Origin of the sequence: Pedobacter sp. Leaf170 (assembly GCF_920984665.1) — a bacterium.
Classification (GTDB): Bacteria; Bacteroidota; Bacteroidia; order Sphingobacteriales; family Sphingobacteriaceae; genus Pedobacter.
In genome coordinates, this window is record NZ_CAKLBP010000002.1 from 518,911 (window position 1) to 539,889 (window position 20,979).

At 34.9% G+C, this 20,979-nt stretch carries 20 protein-coding genes; 6 read left to right on the forward strand and 14 right to left on the reverse strand.

The annotated features are described in order from the left end of the window. Positions 1–12: 12 nt before the first annotated feature. Together LUA90_RS07250 and dapF are read right to left on the reverse strand one after the other, a co-directional pair. Positions 13–1,182 carry an efflux RND transporter periplasmic adaptor subunit gene (locus LUA90_RS07250; protein WP_231458912.1) on the reverse strand — a complete coding sequence of 390 codons (1,170 nt, stop codon included), beginning with the start codon at positions 1,180–1,182 and terminating at the stop codon, positions 13–15. Between the two features lie 385 nt (positions 1,183–1,567). Next, positions 1,568–2,350, reverse strand: a complete 783-nt coding sequence (dapF, locus tag LUA90_RS07255; protein ID WP_231458913.1) for a diaminopimelate epimerase — start codon at positions 2,348–2,350, stop codon at positions 1,568–1,570. A gap of 311 nt (positions 2,351–2,661) precedes the next feature. Here dapF and LUA90_RS07260 point away from each other — a divergent pair, with 311 nt between their 5' ends. The 3 genes from LUA90_RS07260 to LUA90_RS07270 all read left to right on the forward strand — a co-directional run bounded on the left by LUA90_RS07260 (position 2,662) and on the right by LUA90_RS07270 (position 5,617). After that, positions 2,662–4,212, forward strand: a complete 1,551-nt coding sequence (locus tag LUA90_RS07260) for a trypsin-like peptidase domain-containing protein (RefSeq protein WP_231458914.1) — start codon at positions 2,662–2,664, stop codon at positions 4,210–4,212. Between the two features lie 469 nt (positions 4,213–4,681). Next, entirely contained in the window at positions 4,682–5,191 is a 510-nt protein-coding gene (locus tag LUA90_RS07265; RefSeq protein WP_231458915.1) for a hypothetical protein, read from the forward strand. 234 nt (positions 5,192–5,425) lie between these two features. Continuing rightward, positions 5,426–5,617, forward strand: coding sequence for a cold-shock protein (locus LUA90_RS07270; RefSeq protein ID WP_231458916.1), 192 nt, complete (start codon positions 5,426–5,428; stop codon positions 5,615–5,617). A 67-nt stretch (positions 5,618–5,684) separates the two neighbouring features. Here the strand turns inward: LUA90_RS07270 and LUA90_RS07275 are convergent, their stop codons facing one another. Beyond that, positions 5,685–6,806, reverse strand: coding sequence for a TlpA disulfide reductase family protein (locus tag LUA90_RS07275; RefSeq protein WP_231490671.1), 1,122 nt, complete (start codon positions 6,804–6,806; stop codon positions 5,685–5,687). A 224-nt stretch (positions 6,807–7,030) separates the two neighbouring features. Between LUA90_RS07275 and LUA90_RS07280 the strand changes: the two genes are divergently transcribed. The 3 genes from LUA90_RS07280 (at position 7,031) to LUA90_RS07290 (ending at position 10,615) form a co-directional block, all read left to right on the forward strand. Then, positions 7,031–7,699 (forward strand): succinate dehydrogenase cytochrome b subunit, encoded by a 669-nt coding sequence (locus LUA90_RS07280; RefSeq protein ID WP_231458918.1) that lies wholly within the window; start codon positions 7,031–7,033, stop codon positions 7,697–7,699. 29 nt (positions 7,700–7,728) lie between these two features. Beyond that, positions 7,729–9,708 (forward strand): fumarate reductase/succinate dehydrogenase flavoprotein subunit, encoded by a 1,980-nt coding sequence (locus LUA90_RS07285; protein ID WP_231458919.1) that lies wholly within the window; start codon positions 7,729–7,731, stop codon positions 9,706–9,708. Between the two features lie 136 nt (positions 9,709–9,844). Further along, positions 9,845–10,615 carry a succinate dehydrogenase/fumarate reductase iron-sulfur subunit gene (locus tag LUA90_RS07290; RefSeq protein WP_231458920.1) on the forward strand — a complete coding sequence of 257 codons (771 nt, stop codon included), beginning with the start codon at positions 9,845–9,847 and terminating at the stop codon, positions 10,613–10,615. A gap of 436 nt (positions 10,616–11,051) precedes the next feature. Here LUA90_RS07290 and LUA90_RS07295 read toward each other — a convergent pair whose 3' ends face one another. The 11 genes from LUA90_RS07295 to LUA90_RS07345 all read right to left on the reverse strand — a co-directional run bounded on the left by LUA90_RS07295 (position 11,052) and on the right by LUA90_RS07345 (position 20,939). Further along, positions 11,052–11,744, reverse strand: a complete 693-nt coding sequence (locus tag LUA90_RS07295; protein ID WP_231490672.1) for a TonB-dependent receptor plug domain-containing protein — start codon at positions 11,742–11,744, stop codon at positions 11,052–11,054. A gap of 36 nt (positions 11,745–11,780) precedes the next feature. After that, on the reverse strand, positions 11,781–13,724 hold the full coding sequence (locus tag LUA90_RS07300) for a M56 family metallopeptidase (RefSeq protein ID WP_231458922.1): 1,944 nt from the start codon (positions 13,722–13,724) through the stop codon (positions 11,781–11,783). Next, positions 13,721–14,098 (reverse strand): BlaI/MecI/CopY family transcriptional regulator, encoded by a 378-nt coding sequence (locus LUA90_RS07305; RefSeq protein WP_231458923.1) that lies wholly within the window; start codon positions 14,096–14,098, stop codon positions 13,721–13,723. The genes LUA90_RS07300 and LUA90_RS07305 overlap by 4 nt, the downstream gene beginning before the upstream one ends. A 97-nt stretch (positions 14,099–14,195) precedes the next feature. Then, positions 14,196–14,837: a response regulator transcription factor gene (locus LUA90_RS07310; RefSeq protein ID WP_231458924.1), complete on the reverse strand. Its 642-nt coding sequence runs from the start codon at positions 14,835–14,837 to the stop codon at positions 14,196–14,198. Positions 14,838–14,839: 2 nt separating this feature from the next. Further along, positions 14,840–15,592 carry a sensor histidine kinase gene (locus tag LUA90_RS07315; RefSeq protein ID WP_231458925.1) on the reverse strand — a complete coding sequence of 251 codons (753 nt, stop codon included), beginning with the start codon at positions 15,590–15,592 and terminating at the stop codon, positions 14,840–14,842. Between the two features lie 5 nt (positions 15,593–15,597). After that, positions 15,598–16,128 carry a hypothetical protein gene (locus LUA90_RS07320; protein ID WP_231458926.1) on the reverse strand — a complete coding sequence of 177 codons (531 nt, stop codon included), beginning with the start codon at positions 16,126–16,128 and terminating at the stop codon, positions 15,598–15,600. Positions 16,129–16,279: 151 nt separating this feature from the next. After that, positions 16,280–16,750, reverse strand: coding sequence for a hypothetical protein (locus tag LUA90_RS07325; protein WP_231458927.1), 471 nt, complete (start codon positions 16,748–16,750; stop codon positions 16,280–16,282). A 375-nt stretch (positions 16,751–17,125) separates the two neighbouring features. Further along, entirely contained in the window at positions 17,126–18,718 is a 1,593-nt protein-coding gene (locus LUA90_RS07330; RefSeq protein WP_231490673.1) for a M20/M25/M40 family metallo-hydrolase, read from the reverse strand. Between the two features lie 335 nt (positions 18,719–19,053). After that, the gene (locus tag LUA90_RS07335; protein WP_231490674.1) at positions 19,054–19,851 is read right to left on the reverse strand and encodes an ABC transporter permease; all 798 of its coding nucleotides are present in this window, start codon (positions 19,849–19,851) and stop codon (positions 19,054–19,056) included. 2 nt (positions 19,852–19,853) lie between these two features. Next, complete coding sequence (locus tag LUA90_RS07340) at positions 19,854–20,762, reverse strand: ABC transporter ATP-binding protein (protein WP_231458932.1); 909 nt, start codon at positions 20,760–20,762, stop codon at positions 19,854–19,856. Between the two features lie 3 nt (positions 20,763–20,765). Next, positions 20,766–20,939: a hypothetical protein gene (locus LUA90_RS07345; protein WP_231458933.1), complete on the reverse strand. Its 174-nt coding sequence runs from the start codon at positions 20,937–20,939 to the stop codon at positions 20,766–20,768. Positions 20,940–20,979: the final 40 nt, after the last annotated feature.

Sequence of the window (20,979 nt, forward strand, 5' to 3'; positions counted from 1 at the left end):
ATTTACACTAGCTTACTTTTTTAGTTCAGCATAAACCGAATCTGAGCTTCTTTCTTCCGGTTTAATTTTGGTGCCATCTTTTAACGATTGAAAACCTTCTAAAACAACTTTATCGCCTGCTTTTAAGCCTTTGGTTACTACGTAGAATTTACCTTTAGTTAAATCCATAATCTCAATTTCAGTGCTGATGGTTTTAGCAGAATCGCCTAAAACATACACAAACTTTTTACCCTGCAAATCGATTGTAGACTTTTGAGGGATTAAAATTGCATTTTCTACCTTTTGTGGAATTCTAACCGTAGCGCTTGAACCATTTTTTAGCAACGATGTTGGGTTTGGAAAGGTTGCCCTTAAACTAGCAGAACCAGTTTGGGTATTAATCTGTCCATTGATGGATTCAATTCTTCCGTTTTGAGCATAAGTGCTTCCATCAGCAAGCACTAAACTAACAGGTGGAATGTTTTTCATTTGTTGTGCAAGCGTATTGCCTTTATATTTTGTCGAAAAATCTAATAGTTGTTTTTCGTTAAGTGCAAAATAGGCGTAAACTTTAGCAATATTCGAAACCGTTGTTAATGGCTCTGTGCTCGAGCTGCTTACCAAACTTCCATTTCTAAAAGGGATGCTGCCTACAACGCCATTAACAGGGCTTGTAATTGATGTATAACCTAAATTTACTCTAGCATTTGCTAATGCCGCTTTAGCTTGCGACAATGCAGCTTTTCTGCTTTGAAGGGTAAGTTCTGCAGATTGCAAATCGTATTTGCTAATGATATCTTTTTCTACCAAGGGTCTGGTTTTGTTAACCTGCAGTTGTGCGGCGTTAACATCAGCCTCAGCACTGCTAATTGCAGCTTTAGCCGTTCTAACTTCTTGCTCATATTGTGGAGCCATTATGGTAAACAGTAATTGACCCTTTTTAACAACAGCACCTTCATCAACCAATATTTTTTGTATAAAGCCATCAACTTTCGGACGAATATCTATATTCTGTATCCCTTCAATTGTTGCAGGATAATCTGAATTTAATTCTGTAGTTTGTGCATTAACAGTGAATACCGGGTATGGTTGTGGACCCGCAGCTGCTGCTGCGGCTGCTTTTTTTGCTTCGTCGTTATTTCCGCAAGATGCTATCAGCATAGCGATACTCATACTAAAAACGAGCGTTGTTACTTTTCTCATGGATGTTTTCTGTGTGTATTAAAATTTAAATTCCGGGACTAAAAGTGTTCTGAGCGCACTTCTATTTTTTACGTGATTAATGCCCAAAAATAGAGCCTAAAAAAAAATAAATCTGTCCAAATTCTGTCATTTAATCAATCGATTGATTTATTTTTAATCTAATAATAGTTGTTTATGAATGTAAAACACTGTTTTTTAATAGTTTAAAGCGTTTTATTTAGCTTTAAATGCTGTGTAAATAAATTGCGACAGATGTTAAAAACAGTTAATAAGGCTTAATTTTTTATATTTTTTTGTTAAAGATTGTTCGGAAAATAAGGCAAAATAGAATGGCGCTTCGTGTAAAAAGTACACAATAATTATGGTTTGAAATTATTTATTGATTTTATTCGGTTGTGCCTTCAAAAACTAATTTTGCCGGACCGCATAAAAATACATTCGTAAATGTTGTGCCATCGTAATCAAATTCAATTTTTATATCGCCACCCAAAACCTTTATATCTGTTTTTAAATGTCCCGTTAAATTTTTGTGTTTTGCTACTGCCATTGCCACTGCCGTAACTCCTGTTCCGCAGGCATAAGTTTCATCTTCAACCCCACGTTCGTAAGTTCTAACAAATAAATGGTCGCCTTTATCTTCCACAAAATTTACGTTTATGCCTTTTTCTGCATAAATTTCATTGTAACGGATATTTTTTCCTTCGTTAAAAACATCAAAGTTTTCTAAATCCTTTTTGAAAGCAACGTAATGAGGCGAACCTGTATTTAAAACATAAGCTTCAGCATCTTTAGACATGGTATCAACATCAATCATTTGCAATTCTACCCATTCGCCATTTTCTGAAATTCTGGCATAATGTGGTCCGTCAACTGCCAAAAAGTTTGTTTCACTATCAATAATACCCAATTGTTTTGCAAAGGCAACTATGCATCGCCCTCCGTTTCCGCACATGCTGCCTAATTTACCGTCTGCATTAAAGTAGTGCATCTCAAAATCGTAGTTCTCGTGTTTGGTTACAAACATTAAACCGTCTGCACCAATACCGAATCTTCGATTACAAAGCTCCTCAATTTGCTTATTATCAACGTTTTCAAGCGGAGCCATGGTGTGATCAATCAAAATAAAATCGTTGCCTGCACCTTGATATTTGTAGAAATTAATTTTCATAAAAGCTTCATTTTTAAATGCAAAATTTGAGCTGAGTGCTTAGTGTTATAACGATGTTTTTTGATTTAACATTTTTTAACACGAAGCCAGGTGCATTTGTTATGCAAATATCGTTTATATGGTATTAAATTTGAATAAACATAAAAAGAAATTTGAGCAGATAAAAACTGCCTGAGCAATCTGCTTAAATCAAAGTGAAAAGCTCTCGCAAAAAATAAATTAGTAAAATACATTTATTATAAGTTTACCAAACAATTAGCTAGCAAATTGGCTTATAATTTAAATGTGGGGATAAAAAACAATTTTAACACATGAAAAAAATATTAGGAATTACAGTGTTAGCTGCATTTATAGGTGGTGCAGCAGCAATTGGGGGTTACAAGCTATTTGAGGGTAGCCAAAACGGTGGGACAATTTCTGAAAAGCAAAATTTGTACTTCGCCAATAATCCATTAAAAGTATCATCGGCAGGTGCTGCAGATTTTACAGAAGCAGCTGCGGCTGTAGCGCCAGGTGTTGTTCACATTAAAACAACTTACAGTTCAGAATCAAGCAGAAGTCAAGGCGGTTCATCACCGTTTGATATGTTCGAAGATTTCTTCGGTGGCGGCGGTCGTCAAATGCAGCGTCAACCAAAGGCGGCTTCTGGCTCGGGTGTAATTATCAGTCAGGATGGTTATATCGTTACTAATAATCACGTTGTAGAAAATGCAGATAAAGTTGAGGTTGTGTTAACAGACCGACGTAAAGTGGAAGCAAAGGTTATTGGTCGTGATCCAAATACCGATTTAGCTTTAATTAAAGTAAATGCAACAGGCTTGCCTGTTGTGAAAATGGGTAACTCAGATAATGTACAAGTTGGCGAATGGGTTTTAGCTGTAGGTTTCCCGCTTGATTTACAAACAACCGTTACTGCTGGTATCGTTAGTGCGAAAAACAGGAGTATTGGTATTATTGGTCGCGAGCAGCAAGGCGGTGGCATTACTGAAGAAGAATATAGAGAATATCAGCGTACGGGCAAAAGACCAGAGCGTCCGGCTAATACGAGTATCGAATCATTTATACAAACAGATGCGGCGATTAACCCAGGAAACAGTGGTGGTGCTTTGGTAAATGCAAGTGGAGAATTGGTGGGCATTAATGCTGCTATTGCATCTCAAAGCGGATATAACCAAGGTTACGGTTTTGCTATCCCAGTAAACTTAGCTCGTAAAATTGTAGATGATTTTATGAAATATGGCACAGTAAAACGCGGTTACATAGGCGTTAATTTTGTGCCTTTAAGTGCAGAAAATCCATCAGATGTAAAAACTAAAGAGATTAGTGGTTTATATGTAAACGATGTTGTTGCTGGTGGTGGTGCTGCTGCAGCAGGCATAAAATCGGGTGATATTATTAAGAAAGTTGATGGTGTAGTGATTAATGATTCTCCGGATCTACAAGAAAGAATCGGTCGCTTAAATCCTGGTGATAAAGTTAAATTATCAGTGTTAAGAGATGGCTCGTTAAGAGATGTTAGTGTTACGTTAAAAGGTGAATCAAGCGTTGGATTAAATACAAATACTGCTGCTAACAAAGCGGCAGAAGTTACCAAGTTGGGTGCAACTTTTGCTCCGGCTACACAAGCTCAAAAATCTGAACTGAAAATTAACAGCGGTGTTGTGGTAACTTCGGTAACTGCCGGAAAAGCCTTCGATAATATTGGTGTTGAGAAAGGTTTAATTATAACTAAAGTAAACGGACAAGCAGTTAATAGTGTAACTGATGTTCAAAAAGCTTTGCCTCAAACCCGAAATGGCATGATTTTCATGTCGGGTGTAAATGAACATGGAACTTTTAATTTTAGTTTCCCGGCTCAATAAATGCTTAAATAAGATTTAAAAGTCTCGATGAAAATCGAGACTTTTTTTTTGGTAATTTTTTTTGCGTTTTATTGTGATTTTTGCTTTTAATAGTTGCAGAAACTTGATTAATATAAACCTGATGGTAGGGAAATCCTTTTTTGTTTGCAGTAAGCCTGAATATTTTGCCATGCTGAGGCACGAAGCATCTGCAAACAATGAAATTGTTGCTTCGTAACTTAGCAGTAAAAGAGGTTAAAAAAGATTGGACAAACAGCAGGACTAACGACAACAAAAGAACAGGAAACTGCTTTTCTTAATAATATTTTTTTGCTAGTGAAGCGATTTTGAACATTTACTCGTTTTACATGAAAAGGGGTTCATTTTAAATTCATTTTCTAATGATAGTTTAGGGTTTTAACTATTTAATAGAAGTTTACCAACAATTCATTTTTTATTGTAATTATTTAAGCAACACAAAATAGATATTATGGCTTTAGCTAACATCAACATCAGCTCTACACAATATTTTAATTTCATGTGCAAAACCGATTTTGAAAGACGGATATTTCACGATACGTATAAGGAATTTCAAAAGGAGTCTAAAATATTTAATTTGAAAAACGGTTTAAATACTTTTGCTCAAATGCAGGCGGCAAATAGTAAAGCAGGTTCGTTGCATCAAAAATTACACGATTCGGCAGTTGAAAATATTAAATTGCTTGACAATAAAATGCCTGTTTTATACGATGAAGCCGGTAAACCAATTTTATTTGAAATGGCACTACTTAAAATTTTTTGTTCTGATTTAGAAAACAAGGCGGGGCATGTGGTATCTATTACTTACACAAGTCCTAAACTGGTTTTGCATGAATTGGTTGATGATATGTTGATTTTAAGCTATGATGGTAAACGTGTTTTTAATCGAACTTTTATGGTTAAGGTTACTGATGATTTGACTATACATTACGTTAAAAATCATCAATTAATCTGTAATTGACATTCTACAACCTTAAGTTGTGACGCTTTTTATTGCTTAAAAAATTATTGTTTACAGCATTTTAAGTTCAAATTTCAGGTTAAAATGGCATAAGCCTTTAATTATTTTTAGCAAAGATTTAGCTCCTAAGTGCCATTAAACCAATGTTTTTGCATTTTATTTGTGTTTAAAAAAATAAAAAATTGATTTATAGGTATTTAAGCTTACCTTTATAGCAAATTAAAATACAATATAATGCAACAAGGAACAGTAAAATTTTTTAATGAAACTAAAGGTTTCGGATTTATTATCCCAGCAAATGGCGATGCCGAAATTTTTGTTCATGCTTCAGGCTTAATCGACAATGTTCGTGAGAACGATTCTGTAACTTACGAAGTTGAAGAAGGTAGAAAAGGCCTAAACGCGGTAAATGTTAAAGTAGCTTAAGAAAACTCGAATACATAAATCGTAAAAAGTCCCGATGCAAATCGGGACTTTTTTTATGGGCGATATTTTAAGAAACTTTTCTCAAATATTTAATAATATCGGCTTCAAGCATTTCAAGGCTTATATCTTCGCTCATTAAAATTTTGCCATTTTTATCCAGTATCATAAAATAAGGGACATTATAATTGCCGATGTTTTTTGCATTAGGAGATTTTGCGCCTTTCAAATCAGAGAATTGCGGCCAGCTTAATTTATCATCTCTAATAACATTTACCCACCAATTTCTTTTACTATCCAGCGAAACACCAATAAATTCAACTCCCTGGTTTTTATACTTATTATAAAGCGTTAGCAGTGCTTTATTATTTGTTCTGCAACGATTATTGTACGATGTCCAAACAAAAACCAGATTAACTTTTTTAAAAATCTCTTTACTAAAAGCTTTTCCATCAGGAGTTTCGCCGGCAATACCGGCAAAAAGATTGCCTGGTTTACTATTATTAACCCGGGTAATTTGCTCTAAAAGTTTTTTACCTGCTTTAGAATTTTTAACATCATCACTCAGATAACTGAATATTTTTTCAAATTTTTCGCTATTTAAGTCTGTTACAACCAATTGATCAAGTAGAAAGATAGTGTTTTCCGAATTTGGGTGCTTCTTGGCAAACGTTTCAATTGCATTTAAATCTAATGTTTTAGTTCGATCCATTAAGTCTGCCAACACATCAACTCTTACATTAATGTTGGTTAAGTCTGCAGCATCAACCGCACGTTTGGCAAGTAGTAAACTATCAGTGATTGGCTTGTTCAATTTATTTTTTATGGAATAGAAATGAATAAAATCCTCACCTTGGGTTGATGGTGTTTTCTTAAAGGGGTAAATAGTTCTGTTATCTTCTGCATTGAGAACTAAATTATACGTGCCACTTGTTAAATGGAACCAGAAATCTCTAACATCTATTCCATTTTCAACTTTAAGGGCTGCAAATCCTTCCTTAGGCAAATTAACCTGAAAGGTTTGATTGTTCTCTTTTATGTTTTCTACTTTTAGCAATTCTCCATTTGTAGATATGATGCTAATCGTGGCATTTTTTCCAAAGTTTTTGGCATTGAGTTTAAATAATGCAGGGTCATTGCTACAAGAATTAAGCAATAGGAGAGCTAAAATTATGAGGGTGAATTTTTTCATGAATATTTAATTAGATAAAGCAATATAACGAAATTGTTAGTTGGTTTTATTACTGTTTAAAAATATTCTTATTGGGTGTGTAATTAGATTTATATTAGAAAAAATTAAAATAACCTTTAGAATGTTTCTAAATAAATCATTTATCGTTGATTTGTCATATTCATTTATAAATTGAAACTATAATTAAATACTTTTGCACAAAGAATTATAAATAAAATAATCTAATGAGTAGTTTAAGTAAAGCTTTTACATCATCTATAGGTAGAAAGTACGTAATGGGATTAACGGGTCTTTTCCTGATTACTTTCCTTATTTTACACGTATCTATAAATGCATTAATTTTTGCGAATGATGGAGGTGAAACCTTCAACATTGCAGCCAATTTTATGAGTCATAACATTGTGGTCCGCATCCTCGAGATTGGATTATTTGCCGGAATCATCCTGCATATTATTCAAGCGGTAATGCTAACTGCCCAGAATAATGCGGCTCGTCCTGAAAAATATGCTTACAATAAGCCACAGGCGAATAGCAAATGGTATTCTCGTAGTATGGGATTGTTAGGTACTTTGATTTTAATGTTTTTGGTGCTGCATCTTTACCACTTTTGGTGGCCAACAAAAGTTGCTGTTTTCTCGCACGAAGAACATAACACCTTCCACGGCATTGTAGCAATTTTTCAAGAGCTTTGGGTAGTTGTAGTTTATATTTTAGGCGTAATTTCCTTGGGATACCACTTGCTGCATGGTTTTCAATCGTCTTTTCAAACGATGGGCTGGAACCACAGAAAGTGGACACCAGTTGTAAGAACGATAGGTATATGGTTCTCAATCATTGTTCCTATCATTTTCGCATTAATGCCAATTTCTGTCTATTTAGGCTGGATTAGCTAACTGAAACGTTTAATTAAAAGATTAAGTAAATGTCGACATTAAATTCAAATATCCCTGCGGGCGAATTAACCCAAAAGTGGACAAAATATAAAGCTTCTATGCCTTTGGTTAATCCATCGAACAAAAGAAGTTTAGAAGTAATTGTAGTAGGTTCTGGTTTAGCGGGTGCCTCTGCAGCGGCTACATTAGCAGAAATGGGCTACAAAGTTAAATGTTTTTGTTTTCAGGATTCACCACGCAGAGCACACTCTATTGCTGCTCAGGGTGGTATCAATGCAGCAAAAAACTATCAGAATGATGGTGATAGCACTTACCGTTTGTTTTATGATACCATTAAAGGTGGAGATTACAGAGCACGTGAAGCAAACGTACATCGTTTAGCCGAAGTGAGTGTAAATATTATCGACCAATGTGTGGCGCAAGGTGTGCCTTTGGCTCGTGAATACGGTGGTTTGTTAGATAATCGTTCTTTTGGCGGTACACAGGTACAACGTACATTTTATGCGGCTGGCCAAACCGGACAACAGTTGTTGCTAGGCGCTTACTCTGCATTAGAGCGCCAGGTAGGTATGGGTAAAGTACAAATGTACACCCGCCATGAAATGCTTGACGTTGTTGTAATTGATGGTAAAGCTCGTGGTATTATCGCTCGTAACTTGATTACCGGCGAGTTGGAGCGTCACTTCGGTCATGCAGTGGTTTTAGGTACTGGTGGTTACGGTAACGTATTCTATTTATCAACCAATGCAATGGGAAGTAACGTTACTGCAGCCTGGAAAGTGCATAAAAAAGGAGCGTTTTTCGCAAACCCTTGCTATACTCAAATTCACCCTACGTGTATCCCGGTTTCGGGAGATCATCAATCGAAATTAACCTTGATGTCGGAGTCGTTACGTAACGATGGTCGTATCTGGGTTCCAAAAAAGAAAGATGATAATCGTAAAGCTTCAGATATTCCTGAAGATGAAAGAGATTACTATTTAGAGCGTCGATACCCTGCTTTCGGTAACCTGGTTCCACGTGATGTGGCTTCTCGTGCTGCTAAAGAGCGTTGCGATGCCGGTTATGGTGTAGGTTCTTCAAAACTAGCTGTTTACTTAGATTTTAAAGCAAATACAGAGCGTTATGGTCGTATCGAAGCTTCGAAAGCTGGTAACCATAACCCTGATAAAGAAACTTGCATGCGTTTAGGTACAGCAGTTATCAAAGAGAAATATGGTAACTTGTTCGATATGTATGCGCAAATCACTGGTGAAAATCCTTATGAAATGCCAATGCGTATATATCCAGCGGTTCACTACACTATGGGTGGTGTATGGGTTGATTATGATTTAATGACAACCATCCCTGGTTTATATTGCACTGGTGAGGCTAACTTCTCAGACCACGGTGCAAACCGTTTAGGTGCGTCTGCATTAATGCAAGGTTTGGCAGATGGTTATTTTGTATTGCCTTACACAATCGGGGCTTACTTATCAAAAGAATTAGCTACCAAGCCAATTCCTACAGACCACCCAGCATTTGTTGAAGCTGAAAATAATGTGAAAGCAACCATCGATAAGTTCTTAAGCATTAATGGAACTAAATCTGTAGACCATTTTCACAAAAGATTAGGCCACATCATGTGGGAAAAATGTGGTATGGCTCGTAACAGAGAAGGATTAACTCAGGCTATTAAAGAAATTCAGGATTTACGCAGAGAATTTTGGGCGGATGTTAAAGTTCCAGGTTCTGCAGATGAATTTAACCCTGAATTAGAGAAGGCACACAGAGTTGCAGATTTTATTGAATTAGGTGAGTTGATGTGTATTGATGCGCTTAACAGAGAAGAAAGCTGTGGCGGTCACTTCAGAGAGGAACACCAAACTGAAGAAGGCGAAGCGAAGCGTGATGACGAAAACTTCGCATACGTAGCTGCCTGGGAATATAAAGGCGTAAGTGAATTCGAATTGCACAAAGAAGAATTGAACTACGAGAACATTAAGGTTGCACAAAGAAATTATAAATAGTATAGCGTATTGAGATGTGCGTATTTAACTATACGACAAACTCAAACGACTGTTATAAAGTTATTAATAGTATAGTGTAAAGTTTAGCGAGATTAAATCTCAATACGCAATACGCGTTACTCAATACTTAAAGAAAATGAGTACAGGAAATATGAATTTAACGCTACAAGTTTGGCGTCAAAAAAATAGCAAATCAGCTGGTAAATTAGTTGATTATAAGCTTTCTGAGATTTCTCCAGATATGTCTTTCTTAGAGATGTTTGACGTGTTGAACGAACAATTAATTACTAAAGGTGAAGAACCAGTAGTATTTGATCATGATTGCAGAGAAGGTATTTGCGGCATGTGTTCAATGTTCATCAACGGGCAGCCTCACGGACCAAAAGACCTGGTAACTACTTGCCAATTGCACATGCGTTCTTTCAAAGATGGCGATACGATTGTTGTTGAGCCCTGGAGAGCAAAAGCATTCCCGGTAATTAAAGATTTAGCCGTAGATCGTTCTGCCTTCGACCGTATTATTGCTTCTGGTGGTTTCGTATCGGTAAATACTGGTAATGCACAAGATGCTAACGCATTGCCTATTCCTAAGTTACAAGCTGATGCTGCTTTCGAGGCTGCTGCCTGTATTGGTTGTGGTGCTTGTGTGGCTACTTGTAAAAATGCTTCAGCAATGCTATTCGTATCTGCTAAAGTATCTCAATTGGCTTTATTACCACAAGGTCAGCCAGAGCGTTATCGTCGTGTACAAAGCATGGTAGCCCAAATGGATGAAGAAGGTTTTGGTAACTGTACCAATACTGGTGCTTGCGAAGCTGAATGTCCAAAAGGTATTTCATTAGAAAATATCGCTCGTATGAACAGAGATTACTTTACTGCAAAATTTGCCAGCGAAGAAGAAGTTTAAAAGCATACGATTCCATTCCAATTTAAGATTTTAAGCCTCCATTTTTATGGAGGCTTTTTATTTTTTACTTTTTTATGTGATGAATATTTACAATCAATCAGAAGTAATTAGTTCTAAATTTTAAGGTAAAAATAATGTAATGTAAAGAATCGAAAGTTTTTTACATCCAAAAGAAATGAAAAGAAAATTGCAACAGCAAATATTAATTTGTTCAATTAGCAAAATCATTATGTTTGCATATTAATAATTCAATTAATTAAAAATTTTATTTTGTAAAATTTGCATATACATTAAAGATTTTTTAATTTTAATACTCCGAGACAGGAGAGAAAGCATAAAAGCCCGACAATTTCTTATTGCCGGGCTTTGTGTTGAAATGTTCCTTTTGTTAATAATCGTTATAACAAGAACATTAATTATTTCGGGTATAAATTCTCTAATTCTGGTCTGGTTCTGTTGATTTTAAAGCCTTTTTTGTTGCCTTAGTTGTAATTAAAACAACTCCGTTTGAAGCAGCTAAACCGTAACTAATAATTGAATCTTTATCTTTAAGCACTGTAACAGATTGAATTGTATTTGGGTCGAGCAATTCGATTGAAGCGCTTTCAACTTTTTCACCATCTACGATGTATAACGGTTGATTGGTCTGCTTTCCAGCATTAATTCCTTTAAACGGAGCGTTATGTGAGTAAATTCTTACTTTTGAACTATCATTTAAATTATCGCCTTTTAGTGCCAGCTTTGATGTCTCACCATTATCAGCATAAGTATTCAGCGCTTTAATTCTTGCCCGAAGCAGCGTATTTTCAGGCGAATTCAAACCAAATTTTGTAGTTACCAAAACCACTCCATTGTTACCTTCGTTTCCAAAGAGTTTAGAACCTTTATCGTTTTTTAGCACAGTTATGGCTTTAATATCGTTTGGATTGAGTTTTTTAATGGTAAAATCCGTGTCAAACTGTTTTACGCCATCAATAACATATAGCAAAGGCCTTTTTGAAGTAGAATCGCCTAAGTTTCGTATAATGATATTTACGCTGTTAACATTAGCTGAGTCTGCTTTTGTTTGTGCAATGCCAGCTGTTGCCAGGCAACTAATTAGAACTGCTAAGAAAAATATTTTTTTCATATCCTTATAATTTAGACTTTAAAATATACACAAGTTTTAAGGTGCTATCTTATTATCAACGGCTTTAAGCAACTTATTCTTATCCAACTTTGTTGTGATAAGGATTACACCATTTACTCCTTTATTACCATATAAAGTAGTGGCAGCTTGATCTTTTAATACCGAAACAGACTCTATATTTTCTGTTCTTATGTATTTCAATGCATCTTTACCTTGTGTTACGCCATCTAAAACAACCAATGGACTATTGGCCTCTGATAGATTTTGAATTCCTTTGATGGAAAGATTTCCATTGTCTACAACTTGTGTTGATTTTGTTTTTGCAGAATTATCTAAAGTGAAATTTATGTATAAATTGTATTTAACTCTAACGGGTTTTCCATTTTGTATGCCAGGTGTCCAGTTAGGCGATTCATCTAAAACTCTAATGGCCTCATGATTTGTACTCTCGTTTAAGCCTTTTACAATCTGTATATCGGTAAGCTTGCCATTTTTCTCTACAGTGAAAGATAGAAACACTTTTCCCTGAATATTATTTTCTCTTGCGTCTTCGGGATACTTTATATTTTTACTTAAGTAATCATAGAAATTTTTAATTCCGCCATGGTATTCGGGTTGTTTTTCTATAGATACAAAATCATAAACTTTATCTCTTCTTTCTATAACTTCCTCGTTGTTCCTTACATATCCGATGATTTGAAGTGGCGAAATTTCTTTATATCCATCAATTTTTTGATTAGATAAATCTTCGTTCCCCGACTGAGATTCGCCTAGGCTGAAAGCTACTTTGAAAGCATAATTTCCATCCTTAACAGCCTTAAAATTTTTATAGGCTAAAATATTTTTCATAACCTCCTCATCACAGCCTTCGCCTAAATCTTGTTTCGAGCCTAAATCGGTAATTTTACCGTTTTTAACTGTAAACATAATATGCGTTGTACCTTCTATTGATTTTTCCTGAGCGTTATTTGGATACTTGATATGCTCAGCCAAAAATTTGTAGAAATCTTCCCAGTTGTTACTAACGGAGGCATGCTTAGCTACAGTTTTTGCTTTTTCAGGCGCTGAAATTTTTATTGGTTTTATAACTATGTCTTCAACAAAGGCAATGGGTTTATCAAAAGGAATTTCTGCTGCAAGAGAAATCAAATTTTCATTTTTTCTGATGGTTGCAGAAGAGAATAAAATTGCAGTAGCGAATAGGGGAATGAAAATGCCGTATTTTAAAACAGCTGTTTTTTTTGAACGCTCTTTATGTAACATATAAATGCGCTTTTTCACTAAAGATTTTTCGAAAAAATTACTTGTTAATGCGCTTTGGTTTATCCCAAAAGATTTGCTTAAAATTAACATAGCATACTCAGCTTTGTCGCCCTGATAACTTGCAGCATGCTCATCAGCTAAAAATTCGTGAATGTTTCTAATACTTTTTTTATAAAGATATATTATTGGATTTAGCCAGGTAAGTATACCTATCACTTCAAAAAATAAAATATCAAAACTATGCCATTGCTTAACATGAGCTTCTTCATGGCTATCAATAATATCACTGTTTGGTAATGATATATCAATTACTTTTTTGCTGAAGAATGAAAAGGCAGATCCGGCTTTTGCCGTTTGTATTAATTTTTTAACAAATAAGAGATTAATAACTAATCGACAGAGGAAAAATAAAATTCCTGCACAGTAAATGCTTACTAATAAATTTGCCCAATTAAAGCCATTTTGCGCTTCAGAAACAACAGTAGCCTGTTCCAGAATTGTATCCCACTTCACTGTTGCATAAACGTTTTGCGCCGCTTTTTGTGTAGTTAGCCATTCTAGTCTTATAAATGGGATGCACAGAGATAAAAGGCCTGCTGCAACCAAATAGATTCTATTCAGCGTGAAATAGGTTTCCTTGTCTAATAATAATTTATAAAATCCATAAAATACTATCAGATACAAGTTTACCTGCAAAAGGTAATGGGCGAAACTCATTTTGGTTTGTGTTTAATCTTATTAATCATTTTAAGAATTTCATCCACATCACTTAAATCTAACTTTTCTTCTTTTACAAAGAATGAAAACATGCTTTCTACTGAGTTTTCGAAGTAATTGCCCAACAATTTTTCAGTTGCATGGCGCTTGTATTCTTCTTTACTAATTAAAGGATGGTATTGGTGAGCCTTACCAAAAGCTTCATGGCCTATAAAACCTTTAGTTTCTAATATTCTGATAATTGTTGAAACTGTATTGTATGCTGGTTTAGGTATTGGTAACTCGTCAATTACTTCTTTAACAAATGCTTTTTCCAACTGCCATAATACTTGCATTATCTGTTCTTCGGCTTTGGTTAAATCTTTAATATCCATTTTATTTCTTGATTATAGGAACGAATAAAATTTTACCCGTTGTATTAAAGATAGAACTAATTAATTAGTTACGCAAGTTTTCAGAAAGAAATTTATATCAAATTTTTATTAAGTCGTTTTTAATTCCATACACAACAAGGCCGGTTCTTGTTTTAATGTTCAGCTTGGCAAATAAAGATTCGCGATAATTATCTACCGTTCGCGGACTGATGTTCATCAAATCGGCAATTTCTTTATAGGTAAGTTCAGTACTGCAATGCTGTAGAAAAGTATGTTCTTTTTCGGTAATTATTGGTTTAGGATCTTCTTTTTTTAATGAAAATAACAGTCTTCCGGATACCATTTCATTAATAAAAAATCCTTTTTCGATGATGGCTTTTATAGCAACAACTAAATCAGACGGGGTAGATCCTTTTAAAATGTAACCACCTGCTCCGGCTTTTAACATTTCAATAATTGCTTTCTCTTCTTCATGCATGCTCAAGGCCAACACTTTTACATCAGGATATTCTTTTTTTACGATGCGGGTAGCGGCATAACCATCCATAACAGGCATGTTTATATCCATTAATATAAGCTGAACATCTGGATGAGCTTTAATTTGATTTTGCATATCAACACCATTTGTAGCCTGAAAAATAATGTCTATCTCATCAAATTCTGAAAGAAGATTTGCAAGCCCTTGGCGAAACAGTGTGTGGTCATCAACGATTGCAATGCGGAAGGTATTTGTATTCATAGTTAAGGATATGGAATTTCTATAAAAATTGAAGTGCCTTTTTCTGGAGCTGAAATTACATCTATTTTCCCATCAATCATTTCAACCCTTTTTTTAATTGAATTTAAACCCATGCCAGTTTTTCGCTTTGCCGCATCTTCATAATTAAAACCTATACCGTTTTCTTTAACGGTTAAAAGTAAAGTCTCGTTTTTTAAGCTGGTATCTATCTGAATTGTGCTGGCTTGGGCATGTTTTATTATGTTATTTATTATCTCTTGTAATAATCTTAAAATGATTAAATCTTTATCCTGCGAAGTGATATTTATTTGAAGTAAATCATTGGTAACTTGTAATGTATAACCTTCAATTTTGCGTAGCCAGCTTATTTCTTGCTCAATTGCATTTCCAATTCCCGATTCTACAATTTGTTCACCATGTAGAATTTTGGCAAGCTCCCTTATTTCTTTTATGGATTTACTCACCAGCGATAAAGAACTGGAAATTTTTTCGCTGGCTTTTTCATTATCTGTTATTTGAATGGAGTTAAGCGTTAAAGTTGTTAAACTTAGTAATTGCCCAATGTTATCATGTAGTTCAGTGGCAATCGTTTGCATGGTTTGGTCTTGTACTTCAATATGCGTTTTCAAAATTTCCGACTCAAATTTTTGGCGCATGTTTTCTTTCTCAATAAAATGATTCTTCTTGTGCCGATTATACGAGCGGATGTACATCAGCAAGGATATTGGCATCAAAAGAAAAACTAATGATGCCAATAAAATTAAAGATAAGATTTGCGTTGGCGAGCTCTGCATATGAATGAATAGGACCAAAAACCGTATAAAAAGAAGTTTAATGTTGTGTAAATCAGCAGCCGGGGGTTCAAATTTCCAAGAATTTTTGTTTGTATGATATCATCAAAGAAATTGGCTAAGGTACTTCCAAAGTAAAAAATTAATGTACCGCCAACCCACCAAAATGCGGGATGAAATTTTAGGTCGATATATTTTTCATCTTTTAAAAGCAAATAAAAATAAAGTAGTGCATATATAACAAAGAATACAGACATTACACTAACTGTAACAGCATTATAAGCTTTATAACCATAAATAAAGATGTGCGTAAAGTAAATGATAAGAATAAGAATATAGTTTGCCAATATTATCTTCTTAATTTTTATATATTCTTTTAAAAAATGATGAAAAGCATAAAATATAAAACTCATCTCCAAAAGTGTATATGTGTTGTAAACTTCGATGTTATTCCGGTAAACTCTGCCCATATATTTGGCAATTATTTCTGAAATACACATACATACAATGTATATTAATGTAATTCTCCAGAATTTGGTTCTATCATTAATTAGAAATATGATGGCGAATAACAAACATGTTAATTCAATTATCAAGGTTGGAGAAAAAATATTAATCATTGAGCACTTTTCAAAATTGATTTTAAGCTTACTAGTCATTCATTAACGCACTATCATCATCACATTCTGTTGGACATAAAACTCCTCTGTTTTCCGGGTCAGTCGGATTTGGATCAGCCTCATCACAGATTGGTTTTTGTTCAATGGTTTTATCTAAGAAATAATCTGTCTTTGGTTTGCCATCAACCACTTTAGTAACTACAAGAAGTATGGTGTTCATATTGCAATACTTATCCGGAATTTTATCTCCATAACTTAATTTATTAATAGAATCGATAATATCCTGCGTATATCTTGCAAAATAAATACGTACTCCATCACCCTCAAATTCGGCTAATTTTTCTGCTATTTTTTTTATTTGTTCGGCTGGGAGCCAGGCAGCTTCGGTGTAAGTTCCTTTATCAGCTTTTTGACTTTCTCTAAAAGCAGCTGTCATTTTTTTCGCAATATCAACCGGAACGGAATTATTTGTTCCGTCTTTTGTTAACGAAGTTTTAATCATGATTTTTTTTTGGGTGTATATTATCTAAAATTGGTTATAAATACATGTTTATTCTAAGGCAATTTTCCCCTATGCCAATACCGTAAAAACACCCTCTGTAAAAAGGGTGTTTAATGCTTAAGGATTTAATGCATGAACAGTAATTTTGGATAAAAGAAAAGCAAATATTAGGATTACTTAGCGATTAAGTAAAATATAAAGCAAAATTTAAAACATTAAATATTGCTGTAAAATATTAACTGCTCTAAATAACGTTGAACTTTGGTTAAACAAAGTCAATCTCTCATTTTTTAGTTATAGTTAGGATTATGAAAAACAATCCCGAAAAAAAGGCCCCAGTAAACGGTGGGCCTTTTTTTGTGAGTTGACTATTTATTAGTTTCTTACAGGTGTAGCTGTACCTGTAGATGTAGAAGCAGGTGCTGCAGGCAATTCTTTTCGCGGAATTTGCGCATCACGTTGTGAAGTATTGTAAACAAAAGATGCAATGATGGTTGCTGATTGTTTTAAATCATCTTCAACCAATCTATCGTAGGTATCCATGTTGCTATGGTGTGTACGGGTATTGTAATCTGCAGGATCTTGAATAAACTGAAAACCCGGGATACCAACAGCATCAAACGCCTGGTGATCGGTACCGCCTGTGTTGCTAACAGTTACCGTTGTAGCGCCTAAATCATTAAAAGGTGCCAACCAGTTTTTGAAAATTGGGCCGGCTGCTTCATTTCCCTGTAAATAAATACCGCGAATTTTTCCGGTACCATTATCTAAATTATAATATGCAGAGATTTTTTTCTGATCAGGCGTTAATACCATCGTTTTAGGGTCGCCAAAATGCTTCGCAACATAACCTCTGGAACCAAATAAACCTTGTTCTTCTGAACTCCAAAAGGCAATGCGGATGGTACGTTTTGGTTTAAAATCAATTGCTTTTAAAATACGAACGGCTTCCATCATAACGGCTGAGCCAGCAGCGTTATCTGTTGCTCCGGTTGCTGCGTGCCACGAATCGAAGTGACCGCCAATCATAACTACTTCTTCTTTTAATTTTTTATCTGTTCCGGGAATTTCTGCAATAACATTGTAACCTTGAGGGTCTTGGGTGTAGAAAGATGTTTTTATATCGGCTTCTAACTCAACCGGTTTTCCGGCACGTAATAAGCGTAAGATGTGTAAATAATCTTCAGCGGCAACTTCTAACTCTGGCGATACCGGTTTAGCATCTAATGCATAAGATGCGCCATTGCTGGTAAAGAAAGTTCCTTGTCCACCGCGAGCGTAAGTTAAAATTAAGCCAACTTTTTCTTCAACTAGCATGTTGCTCATGGCTGCTCTAACTTCTCTCATTTTCATCATTTGCGCCATCATATTATTTGTAGCACCAGGGCGTTGTCCTCTGTTGCCTGCTGGCGTTGGTTTTGCATCGGCCATTTTAGCCAAAACGCTATCAGTGTAACGTACAAAATCTGGGCGTGTACCGCTTTGTAGTGGATTGCCAGAATCCATCATTACAATTTTACCCGATAATTTACCTTTATATTTAGTCAAATCTGCAACACTATCTGCTTTGATTAATACCACTTCAGATTTTATTGGGCCATTTGTACCAGGTGTCCAAGCTTTAGGCGAAGCAATTATTGCGTGATAGAATGGCAATGTTGTGGCTGCATAATATTTATCAATTTGCCATCCTTTACCAAAAGTTCCCCACGATTCTAATTTGGCATTTTTTAAACCCCAATCGGTAAGTTGTTTCATTGCCCATTCCTGAGCTTTTTTTAAACCAGGAGAGTTTGATAAACGTGGCCCACTTACATCAGTAAGGTTAAAAGCAATGTCCATAACCTTCGAATTATCTAATCCTTCTTTTCTTATTTTTTGTACCATTGCCGGGTCGGGTATATCCTGAGCAAGCACAGAAAGGCATAAGCTTAATGCCAATGCCGTAGCAGTAAATTTTTTAATCATTTGTAAATAGTTAGGGTGGTTATTAGGCTTAAAAATAAGCTTAATATGCTTTAATGAGATTATTTACCATGAGAATTTTACATAGTAACTAAGTTGCATTTATGTGTAAATTTTGGTGGAGTCAACTAAAATTGAGTTTTACTAGTAAGCCAAACTGAAAAAAATAACCTTTATTGAAATGAAATTCTGTAATGAAGGTTTAAGCGCTAATATCTATTTATTTTGCGCTTGCTTGTTGCACATGGTTCATCTATGCTAATTTTCTTGCCAGTGGTAGGCAGGAATTGTAAAAACGATTAGCATGAATTGAAAAGCGGTTAGGCTTAAAAAATAAATTATTTGATACTTTTTTTAGATACAATAAAATAGCCGATAATAAAAAATGCGGTTGCAAAAATTAGGCTGGTGTAGATTTCTCTGGAAAAAACCTCGAATGCAAGCGGGTCGCCACCTTTTTTTACTTTGGTTAGTTGCAAGGCTAATGTTGGTAAACTGTATGGAATTAAGTAAGCAAATTTCCAGTTTAAACTTGCAGTAACGATACCCATAATTGTGCCTACAAAACCTATGCCCATTGGTTTTAAAAAATCGGCCCAAATAAGACTTAAAATTAATTGTAGCGATAATATTCCGAGTGATGAAAAGAAAAGTTTGGCGTATGAGTTAAAAAGGAATGTTACAGGGTTATATTGGTTAAATGTATATTTCGGAACAAGAGATTGCAATATATAACCAAAGCCCAATGTTAATGCTCCAAATAAAGCAAGGCAGATAAAAATGAGTAAAACCGCGAATAAATATTTGGCTGCGTAGATGGAGAATTTGTTTAAAGGTTGTGCAAAGAGTGTTTTCCAGGTATCGTTTTTATGCTCTATATTATTTACCGAAAAAGCCATAAAAATTACATAAAATGGCATAATTAGGAAACCCATTACATTTAGTGTTGCGCTGCTATATCTGGCCCAAAGCATCATGCCCGAAAACTTTAGTGGCAAAATCTTGTCGGCATTTGAGTAAAAACCAAATGATACAAGGGTGCATATAATTACAGGGAGCAAAATAGCTGCCCAAAAAGCTAATGTTTTTCTTGATTTATAATATTCGGAAAATAATGAGATGTATAAAGAGCGCATAATTAGTTGTTTTTGGTAATATCAAGAAATAGGTTTTCCAAATCTTTTCTTTGTTTGTAAAGTGCAGAAATCATAAATCCGTTTTGAACTAACAAAGTATTTATTTCTGCATTTTCTTTATCATTTTTATAAGGGATGCTTAGCTTTTTACCATCATTCTCTGCCACTTGGTATCCGCAATTGATGAGTAAATCTGAAGCTTTTTCCACATCATTTATTTCGATTTCTAACATGGGTTTGCTAAGCTGATGAAGTTCATTAATTGTACCTTGAAACAACAGCTGCCCCTTATTTATGATGCCAACGTGGGTGGCTGTGCGTTCAATTTCTGCTAATAAATGACTGGAAACCAAAATTGTTTTCTGATGTTTTGTAGCCAACTCAACCATCAGGTTTCTAACTTCTATAATTCCGTTTGGGTCGAGGCCGTTAGTAGGTTCATCTAATAACAAAAGTTCTGGGTCGGAAACTAAAGCCAGTGCAATGCCAAGTCTTTGTTTCATACCCAATGAATATTGAGCAGCTTTTTTACTAGCGGCATCAGTTAAGCCAACCAAAGCAAGCATTTCGGTAGATTTATTTTTATTGATGCCTAATAAAATACAGCGGTTTATTAAGTTTTCTTTACCTGTTAAATGCCCGTAAATAGCTGGTTGCTCTACTAAAGCGCCAATCCTTTTTAAAGTTGCAATGCGGTTTCGGTTAATTTCTTTACCAAAAATAAAAACCTGGTCGGCCGGAGACTGAAGCAGGTTTAAAAGTATTTTAATGGTTGTCGTTTTTCCAGCCCCATTTGGCCCTAAGAAGCCATAAATGCTACCTTTTGGCACTTGTAAAGATAAATCTTTTACGATGGTTTGGCTGCCGAAATTGAAATTAAGGCCGACCGTTTCGATTGCGAAAGCGCTCATTTCCTATTTAAAAATAGCAGTAGCTTGTTTTACAATTGAACCAGAAGTTTTTGCTGGCTTTACAACCACTTCTTCGGTGTTGTTTTGGTTGGTGTTTATGGTAAGTGTAAATACCATCATCATAAAAACTGGTAGTAATAAAAGTAAAAATGGCGATGTGTTGGCTAACTTTTTCATAATAGGTTTATTTATAGTTATAATCGTTTCGTTTTGATAG

Coding starts and splice junctions, on each gene's coding strand:
- LUA90_RS07275 (WP_231490671.1), bottom strand. CDS start 6,806: ATGAAAAAATTCACCCTCATAATTTTAGCTCTCCTATTGCTTAATTCT.
- LUA90_RS07345 (WP_231458933.1), bottom strand. CDS start 20,939: ATGAAAAAGTTAGCCAACACATCGCCATTTTTACTTTTATTACTACCA.
- LUA90_RS07295 (WP_231490672.1), bottom strand. CDS start 11,744: ATGAAAAAAATATTTTTCTTAGCAGTTCTAATTAGTTGCCTGGCAACA.
- LUA90_RS07300 (WP_231458922.1), bottom strand. CDS start 13,724: ATGAGTTTCGCCCATTACCTTTTGCAGGTAAACTTGTATCTGATAGTA.
- LUA90_RS07310 (WP_231458924.1), bottom strand. CDS start 14,837: ATGAATACAAATACCTTCCGCATTGCAATCGTTGATGACCACACACTG.
- LUA90_RS07260 (WP_231458914.1), top strand. CDS start 2,662: ATGAAAAAAATATTAGGAATTACAGTGTTAGCTGCATTTATAGGTGGT.
- LUA90_RS07270 (WP_231458916.1), top strand. CDS start 5,426: ATGCAACAAGGAACAGTAAAATTTTTTAATGAAACTAAAGGTTTCGGA.
- LUA90_RS07280 (WP_231458918.1), top strand. CDS start 7,031: ATGAGTAGTTTAAGTAAAGCTTTTACATCATCTATAGGTAGAAAGTAC.
- dapF (WP_231458913.1), bottom strand. CDS start 2,350: ATGAAAATTAATTTCTACAAATATCAAGGTGCAGGCAACGATTTTATT.
- LUA90_RS07250 (WP_231458912.1), bottom strand. CDS start 1,182: ATGAGAAAAGTAACAACGCTCGTTTTTAGTATGAGTATCGCTATGCTG.
- LUA90_RS07335 (WP_231490674.1), bottom strand. CDS start 19,851: ATGCGCTCTTTATACATCTCATTATTTTCCGAATATTATAAATCAAGA.
- LUA90_RS07325 (WP_231458927.1), bottom strand. CDS start 16,750: ATGATTAAAACTTCGTTAACAAAAGACGGAACAAATAATTCCGTTCCG.
- LUA90_RS07305 (WP_231458923.1), bottom strand. CDS start 14,098: ATGGATATTAAAGATTTAACCAAAGCCGAAGAACAGATAATGCAAGTA.
- LUA90_RS07330 (WP_231490673.1), bottom strand. CDS start 18,718: ATGATTAAAAAATTTACTGCTACGGCATTGGCATTAAGCTTATGCCTT.
- LUA90_RS07290 (WP_231458920.1), top strand. CDS start 9,845: ATGAGTACAGGAAATATGAATTTAACGCTACAAGTTTGGCGTCAAAAA.
- LUA90_RS07340 (WP_231458932.1), bottom strand. CDS start 20,762: ATGAGCGCTTTCGCAATCGAAACGGTCGGCCTTAATTTCAATTTCGGC.
- LUA90_RS07285 (WP_231458919.1), top strand. CDS start 7,729: ATGTCGACATTAAATTCAAATATCCCTGCGGGCGAATTAACCCAAAAG.
- LUA90_RS07320 (WP_231458926.1), bottom strand. CDS start 16,128: ATGTGTATTTCAGAAATAATTGCCAAATATATGGGCAGAGTTTACCGG.
- LUA90_RS07265 (WP_231458915.1), top strand. CDS start 4,682: ATGGCTTTAGCTAACATCAACATCAGCTCTACACAATATTTTAATTTC.